7 protein-coding genes are annotated in these 5,205 nt (G+C 41.5%); 3 read left to right on the top strand and 4 right to left on the bottom strand.

What is annotated here, in order from left to right; all coding sequences use genetic code 11:
• Window positions 1-39 precede the first annotated feature (39 nt).
• A complete protein-coding gene (locus HZA08_03680; GenBank protein MBI5192529.1) occupies window positions 40-996 on the top strand; it encodes a hypothetical protein in 957 nt (318 codons plus the stop codon).
• Between the two features lie 18 nt (window positions 997-1,014).
• Here the strand turns inward: HZA08_03680 and HZA08_03675 are convergent, their stop codons facing one another.
• From HZA08_03675 to HZA08_03660, 4 genes are all read right to left on the bottom strand, one after another.
• Entirely contained in the window at window positions 1,015-1,458 is a 444-nt protein-coding gene (locus HZA08_03675) for a universal stress protein (GenBank protein MBI5192528.1), read from the bottom strand.
• A 282-nt stretch (window positions 1,459-1,740) separates the two neighbouring features.
• Window positions 1,741-1,998: a hypothetical protein gene (locus tag HZA08_03670; protein MBI5192527.1), complete on the bottom strand. Its 258-nt coding sequence runs from the start codon at window positions 1,996-1,998 to the stop codon at window positions 1,741-1,743.
• A gap of 122 nt (window positions 1,999-2,120) precedes the next feature.
• Window positions 2,121-2,666, bottom strand: a complete 546-nt coding sequence (locus HZA08_03665; GenBank protein ID MBI5192526.1) for a universal stress protein — start codon at window positions 2,664-2,666, stop codon at window positions 2,121-2,123.
• A gap of 140 nt (window positions 2,667-2,806) precedes the next feature.
• Complete coding sequence (locus tag HZA08_03660) at window positions 2,807-4,048, bottom strand: NarK/NasA family nitrate transporter (GenBank protein MBI5192525.1); 1,242 nt, start codon at window positions 4,046-4,048, stop codon at window positions 2,807-2,809.
• Between the two features lie 259 nt (window positions 4,049-4,307).
• Between HZA08_03660 and HZA08_03655 the strand changes: the two genes are divergently transcribed.
• The gene (locus tag HZA08_03655) at window positions 4,308-4,958 is read left to right on the top strand and encodes an HAD-IA family hydrolase (GenBank protein MBI5192524.1); all 651 of its coding nucleotides are present in this window, start codon (window positions 4,308-4,310) and stop codon (window positions 4,956-4,958) included.
• A gap of 70 nt (window positions 4,959-5,028) precedes the next feature.
• A partial coding sequence (locus tag HZA08_03650) for a four helix bundle protein (GenBank protein ID MBI5192523.1) occupies window positions 5,029-5,205 on the top strand: 177 nt, incomplete at its 3' end.

The raw sequence follows: 5,205 nt of genomic DNA, 5'->3' as shown, positions 1-5,205 counted from the left end.
TGGCTAATCACATGAGCAGTGAGTCCATACGATATTTGTGTGAAGAACTTAATTCAACAGAAACAGTATTTCCGGGCACAAATCTGCGACTGGTTTACGAACTGGTATCTTAACAAATTCCACGAGGTCAGGAGGTCTGATGTTATTGTTCCGCCACGTGACCCCTTAAACCCCAGGCAGGAAACCGAGGGGCAGCCGGTCGCCTGGTTTAGTTTCAATCGCGGCTCTGCCACAACGGATCTGTTTTTCACGCGCAATTATGACAAAGACTGGAACAGCGACCTGAACCGATGGGGTGCGCGTTTTGGAGTTGTGGCAGGGGAATGGGATTTGTCCTGGTATTATTTCGACGGCGAAGCGTATCACCTGCAGGGAGAGGCAGGGGATGGTATGCAGGGTCACAGGGCTTATGAGCGGATGTTAGGCTTCACGTCCTCCACCAACCTTATGGCAGGTGTTACGCTGTATTCTGAAATGGCCGGTTTAAACCACAATTACCGGAAATACTATGACAGCAAGGGTACGGGCAGGATTAACAATGAGTTCTACATGCAGGGGGTCGTTGGTTCTTATATAGTGCTGAACCCGGAGCCTTTTCTATCATTTTTCAGCGGTGACGCCGGTTTGACGCTGGAAGCCTATTATAACGGCAGCGGTTATACACAGTCTGAACGCAGCAACTATTTTGATACGCTGGATAATGCGTTACTGCAAGGAAATCCTGCTGTTTTGGGAGATTACCGGTTTGGCGGCATGAGCCGGTTCTATGCCCTGGCGGCCTATCGCAACACATTTAAGGAACAGTACACAACTGAATTGAGCGGGTTAGTCTCACAGGATATGTCGTTCTTGCTGCAAGGTCAGGTGCAATACAACCTGACCGATTATTACACGATAAAAACCAAATTGACGCACAATCATGGCGGTATGCAAACTGAATTCGGCAACGCCCCGGTCTCCGATAAAATAGAAATTTCCCTTGATGTCAACTTTTAAATTGTTTTTTCAGATTAATCAAAATATCCATAGAATAGGACATTGGGCCTTCCGTGTAACTTCATCTATAACGCTTCCCATGAAGAGTTTTGTAATAGGTGCGTAATTATGTGTTGCCATTACGATTATGTCAGCATGTCTTTCCTTTGCTAAGGCCACTATTTCATGCGCCGGATCCCCTTCTCTGAGAACGGCCTCTATATTGACTACCCCGTCTTTTCTGAGTTCCTGTTCAACATTCCTGAGTAACCTTCTTCCGTCCTCAATCCACTCATTATGAAGGTCATTCCATTCCTTGGAGTCTGTGGAGACACTTGAAGACTTATACCATTTTTCTACTACATTAAGAAGGATGAGTCTTCCACCTGAGAGTTTACCAAGATAACCGGCTGTCTCTTCACCTTTTTTTGAAAGCTCTGTTTCCTCTATAGGGCATATTATACTTCTGAATTCCATACGCAAATCTTACATTATTTACCCCTCAACTTCAAGCTGTTTTCAATCACTGCCCTCACTTATGCTATGAAATAAGATGCTACCATTGCTACTACGCCCTGTCCGAGTATTATGCTTGTCCAGAATGTTACTGCCTTTAAGTTTTCTGTTTTCATTGTCTAATCCTCCTTATTATTTGTTTAGGGTTATTCTGTCTTATGAGACAAATTATAAGGATTGGAGATTAGAGAAAGATTAGAAATGTCTGTAGGAAAAATGGGGAGAGGCTTGTTCCCCTCCCCACAGTTCTTAATGGAAAGACTTTATCTGTTCCGGTGTGAATTTACTTACCTGCATTATTTTGGTTTTGTAGCGTAAGAAATTCGGAACCATACTTCTCACTGTTGATTCATTCTCTGCATCTACTACAGCATAGCCTGTGTGGTCACCGGCTGCACATCCCCAGTCAAATTTGTTTAAAATGGCTGGCCCCTCTGCGAGGATTTCATCTAATGCCTTTAAACACTCGTCTTTTGTATGCGGTGATTCAATAATGTATCTTAACATCTTACTCACCCCCTTTTTTAATGATAATGACTATTAATATCAATTTGATTATATACTCCAATTTTTACGGATGTAAATAACTCAAAGGGATGATTTTAATAACACGGAAGGGTGAAAGTGATTTATTTGGAAATACACAGAACCTGGCATGGGATTTTTTTGGTTATTCTTTCTACAATATCTCCCATGAATATCTTCTCCAGATTTGAACAATAATCTGTGGCCATAACAAGCAGGTCCGGCTTTTTTTCTTTGGTAATTTCTATGATCTCTTCTTCTGCATCTCCGTCACGAAGGACATATTCTACATTATTAAAACCTTCTTCTCTGAGCTTATCTTCAATAATCTCGAGAAGCTTTCGGCCATCCTCAAGCCACTCATTATGAAGAGAACTCCATTTTTTTGAATCTGTTGCCATAAAGGAAGCCTTATGCCACTGTTCAACAACATGCAGTAAAATTAGTCTCGCACCAGAGATTTTACTTAAATAGGCAGCAGTCTCTATCCCCTTTCTTGAAAGGTCAGAATCAGTGACAGGGCACACTATACACCTATAACCTGTTTCGCTTATATTATGCGATAGTGCTTGAACGGCAACAGGAGCTACCAGTTTTCTACGGATAGCTCCTGTTGGAGTTTTTAATTTACTTGCGAACCATAGGTTCATGTCAAAATCCTAAAAAATAACCACAGAATTGCACGAAAAAAACGAATATCATGAATAAATACTTTTTTAATTTTTATATTCGTGCCATTCGCAATATTTGTGTCATTCGTGTCCTCTTTTCATCATATCGTATCTATTAATTAATGTATTTTCTCAGCATGTGCATATTCGCCTTCTGTTACAGGCAATGCCTTTCCACCTTTACCAACCCAACTGGTTGTCCAGCGGCGCTGAACTGTTGTTAATATCGTAAGTGCGATAATTCCTGATACACCATACACGATAAAACCAAGTGAATAGTTTCCTATAAGATGCATCGAATATCCCATTGCCAATGGTATGAAGGCGCCTCCGAGTGAACCAAATTCACCGACTATGCCGGAGGTGATAGCCTTGGCATGTGGAAATCTGAGTGGAAGCAGTTGAAACACAGAACCATTGCCGGCCCCTATCCCTGCGGCCATAACACCAAGGAACACAAGGAACACAGGTATACTTGGTAAGAAACTTGCCCCAAATGCGCCGACTATTATAAGAACATATATACCCGTTAATGCACTTATTCCGCCGAATCTGTCGGCAAACCAGCCGCCGACGACTCTGACCATACTTGCAGTAAATCCGACGAGTATCATGAATTGCCCTGCGGAAACCTTATCTATATCGTATTGATCTGCCATAAGAGTTGGGATGAAACTTGAGAAGCCGACATAACCTCCAAACGTTACCCAATAAAGCAGGTTAAATACCCAGATATCCTTTTCCCCTAATACTTTCAGGTAGGATGCAATAGATTTTCTTTCCATCTTATCCGGCGGTTCTTTTGCAAGAATCCACATTAAGGCCATAACAATTATTATTGGAATGGTAAAGAAACCGTATACCATGTTCCAACCGTAAATCTTTGCAAGCGGTGGTGCAAGCAATCCGGCAAATATAGTACCGCTGTTTCCGGCGCCTGCGATGCCCATTGCCAGCCCCTGATACTGAGGCGGGAACCATCCGGAACCGAGAGGAAGTGCAACTGCAAAACTTGCTCCGGCAACACCAAGCAGGCCTCCCATTATCAGCACCTCTGTATAACTACTTACAAAGAAAAAACCATAAAGCATAGCGAGGATAGTCATCCCCATGCCGATAAGGGCCGCGGTCTTTCTACCGACCATTTCAGCAACTAATCCGAGTGGTATCCTCAGAAATGCTCCTGCAAAGACCGGAATTGAAAGCATTAATCCCTTCTGGCCTGACGTCAGATTTAATGCCTGACTGATGAATGGGGCCATTGCGGCATTTATCATCCATACCATGAAGCTCATGTCAAAGTACAGAAATGCTATTAATAATGTTGGGGGGTGTCCCGACTTCCAGAATCCTTTTGCCATTGTTAAATCCTCCTCTCCTGTTCTAAAACTGTTTAATAATTTTGGGGCGGGTTAAATGCCTAATTAATTAGCATATCTTATTAGGTTAGTAAATAGCCTGAAAGTATGATTTTTAACACATTTACAAGGGTGAGAAATGCTCATAAGGTGTTAATAAAATCACACTAAAGTATGGATATACAGTGAAAATTAAGGTGTGATATAATATTTTCTACATTTTTTATCTAAATGATGATTATGAGGGGGGCTTTATAAGAAGATGATGAATGTTGATCTTGTGATTTTTGACCTTGACGGGACTCTTATTGATTCGAGTGATGATATTGCATGGGCGGCAAACAAGTCACTCGCCTTTATGGGATATAAAGAGAGGGATGTTGAGGTAATAAAAGAGAATATAGGATGGGGCGTTAAGGTTCTTCTTCAAAGGCTGATGCCTGATGAAGGAGAGGAGGGTATACGTACTGCGAGAGGGAAATTTATTGAGTACTACTGGGACCATCTCAATGTTAAGACATTCCTTTACCCCGGTGTTCTGGATACCTTGAAATATCTTAAAGAATCAAATAAGAAGATGGCCGTAGTTACAAACAAACAGATAAAATTTTCAGAGAAGATACTTGAGGAACTTGCTATAAGAGAGATGTTTGATATGGTTCTTGGTGGAGATTCTCTTGCCAACAGAAAACCCCATCCAGAACCTCTTGAAAATGTAATATCAACACTATACGCTGAAAAGGAAAAGACCGTAATAGTAGGCGACAGCCCCGCAGATTGTGAGGCCGGTAAGGGGGCAGGGATTTATACAATAGGTGTGGAATACGGTTTCAGACACAAGAGTGATCTTATCAATGCCGGGTTTGATCTTCTGATAAAAGATATTGCTGAATTGAAGGATATAATTGAGTAGGTAAAATTGTAACGGTTCACAGTTGACAGTTTACAGTTAACGGTTAAGAAAAATATAAAAGTAAGAGAAAATTGTGGGCGCTTCTTTTGAAGATTTAGAAGTATGGAAAAATCGTATCCCGGATTTCCAGAGATTCTTAAATATAGCAAAAGGTTCGGCTGCGGAACTGAGAACACAAGTATATATTTCACAAGAGGTCAAGGTATTTTCTAATAGTGATGCGAAAGAACTCATTCAAGAATTGAAG

The sequence above is a fragment of the Nitrospirota bacterium genome, from assembly GCA_016212215.1.
Classification (GTDB): Bacteria; Nitrospirota; 9FT-COMBO-42-15; order HDB-SIOI813; family HDB-SIOI813; genus JACRGV01.
This window is presented reverse-complemented; position numbering and strand designations above follow the sequence as displayed.